This window comes from Xanthomonas sp. SHU 199, from assembly GCF_000364665.1.
Classification (GTDB): Bacteria; Pseudomonadota; Gammaproteobacteria; order Xanthomonadales; family Xanthomonadaceae; genus Xanthomonas_A; species Xanthomonas_A sontii.
On record NZ_AQOI01000418.1, the window covers coordinates 1 to 2916 of the forward strand.

General features: G+C 71.8%; 2 protein-coding genes. Both read right to left on the bottom strand.

The features are described from left to right. Positions 1-726: endonuclease/exonuclease/phosphatase family protein (locus tag D183_RS0113690; protein ID WP_017909500.1), on the bottom strand; the 726-nt coding region annotated here is incomplete at its 3' end. Between the two features lie 182 nt (positions 727-908). After that, a partial coding sequence (locus tag D183_RS24775; protein ID WP_017909501.1) for a beta-glucosidase family protein occupies positions 909-2916 on the bottom strand: 2008 nt, incomplete at its 5' end.

Genomic DNA, 2916 nt, shown 5'->3' on the forward strand with positions numbered 1-2916 from the left:
CGCCGCCGTGCCGGGCGCACGCACGTCGATCCGGTTGCGCGCCGATTCGCCGCGCACGCTGCCGTCCTCGAAGCGCACCGCCAACGGCGCCAGCTCGGGCGCGCGCGCCGCCGCAAAGAAGCCACCGGCCAGCAGCGAGGGCACGCCCTCGGCGGTGGCATCGATCCAGGCCATCAGGTCCTCGGCCTGTTCGCGGCGGCTGGCGCCGCCGTCGCGCGTCGCGTGCAGGCGGGTGAAGTACAGGTTCACCGGCTGCCCGTGCAGGTCCACCCGTACCAGGCCGGCGACGCTGTAGTCCTCCAGCGGATGCAGCAAGGTCTCGGCCTCTTCCAGCACCGGCAGGCGGGTCAGCAGCGCATTGCCGCGGCGTTGCGGCCGGCTGGGCGGATCGGGGCTGATGAAGTGGCAGTGGTAGCCCAGGCGCGCGGCCAGCCATTGCGCCTGGTTCGGGATCTCCGGCGTCTGCAGCACCTCCTGCAGGGCGATGGCGTCGGGATGCAGGCGCTGCAGGGCCACGGCAATGCGCTCGCGGCGCGCGATCCAGTCGTCGCCGTCCTGCGTGGCGCGCGGATCCGGGGCGAGCGTGAGCGTGACCACGGTGAGGGCGGCGTCCGCCGTGGCCGAGGCCGTCGGCACCGCGTCCGCCGCCACGTGCGCCTGCGCCAATGCCGCCACGGCCAGCAACAGCCAGCCGGTGCGATGCCATTGGAAGACGCGGGGAGTCATGCGGGCGATGCTACGGCGCAGCGTCTCAGGGTTGCGTATACAGCCGATGGTGCTGCGGCGTCCGCCACACAATCGGTGCCGCGCAGGTGGCAATGACGAACATCGCCCCACCTCCGGCGCGTACAGGCGCGGAGGCGGGGCGGGGGCCGGCACACACGGCGCGCGTGCGCCGCGCGCCTCGGTCAATGCTGCAGCACGCTGTCCTTCAGGTGCAGCGGCGCGCGCGCCTCCAGCTGCGTCGCCGAACGGCCCAGCAGCAGTTCGTAGTCGCCGGCGGCAATGTGCCAGTGGCGCTGCTTCGGGTCGTAGTCGGCCAGGGTCTTGGGCTCGGCGACGATGCTGACGTGGCGGCTCTCGCCCGGCTTGAGCAGCACCTTGTCCCAGCCGACCAGGCGGATCGGGGTGTGATGGCCCTGCGGCAGGCGCAGGTACAGCTGCGGCACGTCGGCCCCTTCACGATCGCCGGTGTTGCGCACGTCGAAGCTGGCGACGACACGGTGACCGTCGGCCTGCACCTTGAAGTTGCCGTAGGCGAACGTGGTGTAGGACAGGCCGTAGCCGAACGGATACACCGGCTCCAGGCCGCGCGCGGCGAACCAGCGGTAGCCGACATTGGCGCCTTCGATGTTGTAGTCGACGTTGCTGCCGGCCGGTTGCGCCGGCTTGAAGCCCAGGCCGGGGATCGACGGCCGCGGCAGTTGCGACACGTCGCGCAGCCAGGTCACCGGCAGGCGGCCGGACGGGTTGACCTCGCCCAGCAGCAGCCGCGCCAGGCCTTCGCCGCCGCGGATGCCCGGGTACCAGGCTTCCAGCACCGCCGGCACCTGCTGCAGCCACGGCATGGCGACCGGGCCGTTGGTCTCCAGGACCACCACGGTCTTCGGGTTGGCCTTGGCCACGCCGGCGATCAGCGCGTCCTGCTTGTCGGGCAGGGCGATGTCCGGCAGGTCCACCGACTCGGCCGACCATTGCGTGGCGAACACGATGGCCACGTCGGCCTCGCGCGCGAGCTTGGCCGCCGCGGCCGGGTCGTCGCCGCTGGCGTAGTCGATCTGCGCGTCGGGCAGGGCCTTGCGCAGCGCCTGCAGCGGCGAGGACGGATGGAACATCACCGGGCCCGGCCAGGTGGTCGGGGCGATCCCCGGCACCGCGTTGCCGCCGTTGACGGTGATGCCGACCATCGAGGAACCGCCGCCGCCGATCACGCCCTTGTCGGCATGCCCGCCGATCACCGCGATGCGGCGCAGGTTGCGCGACAGCGGCAGCAGCTTGCCCTCGTTGCGCAACAGCACCGTGCCTTCCTCGACCACGCGCTGCACGGCCAGGCCGCCGGCGGCGTCGTCGATCGGCTGGTGCTGCGGCGGGTTGTCGAAGCTGCCGGTGGCGATGAAGGCGCGCAGGATGCGCTTGACCATGTCGTCCAGGCGCGCCTGCGGCACGGTGCCGGCGGCCACCGCCATGCGCAGCGGCTGGTCGAAGTACACCGCCTTGTCGAACACTTCGCCGGCCGACTGCTGGTCCAGGCCGGCCAGCGCCGCCTTGGAGCCGCTGTGCACGCCGCCCCAGTCGGACATCACGTAGCCGGGGAACTTCCATTCCTGCTTCAGCACCTGGTTGAGCAGGTAGTCGTTCTCGCAGCCGTACACGCCGTTGATGCGGTTGTAGGAGCACATCACCGAGCCGGGCTGGCCGATCTTCAGCGCCAGCTCGAAGGCCAGCAGGTCCGACTCGTGCATGGCCTGCTCGCCGATGTCGGCGCTGTGGGTGTTGCGCCCGGTCTCCAGGTCGTTCATCGCGAAGTGCTTCATGGTCGAGACCACGTGCTGGCTCTGCACGCCGCGGATCGATTCGCCGACCATCGTGCCGGCCAGCAGCGGATCCTCGCCGGCGTACTCGAAGTTGCGGCCGTTGCGCGGGTCGCGCTGCAGGTTGACGCTGCCGGCCAGCAGCACGTTGAAACCCTGCTGCCAGGCCTCGCGGCCCATGGTGGCGCCGCCGGCGAAGGCCAGTGCGCGGTTCCAGGTGGCGGCGGTGGCCGGGCCGGAGGGCAGCGCGGTGGCGTGGTCGCCGGGGCGGATGTTGCCGGGGTTGGTCACGCCGAGGCCGGCATCGGCCAGTTGCTGCGACGGGATGCCCAGGCGTTCGATCGCCGGCACGTAGCCGGCCGAGCCGAGCGCACCGGCCGGCTTC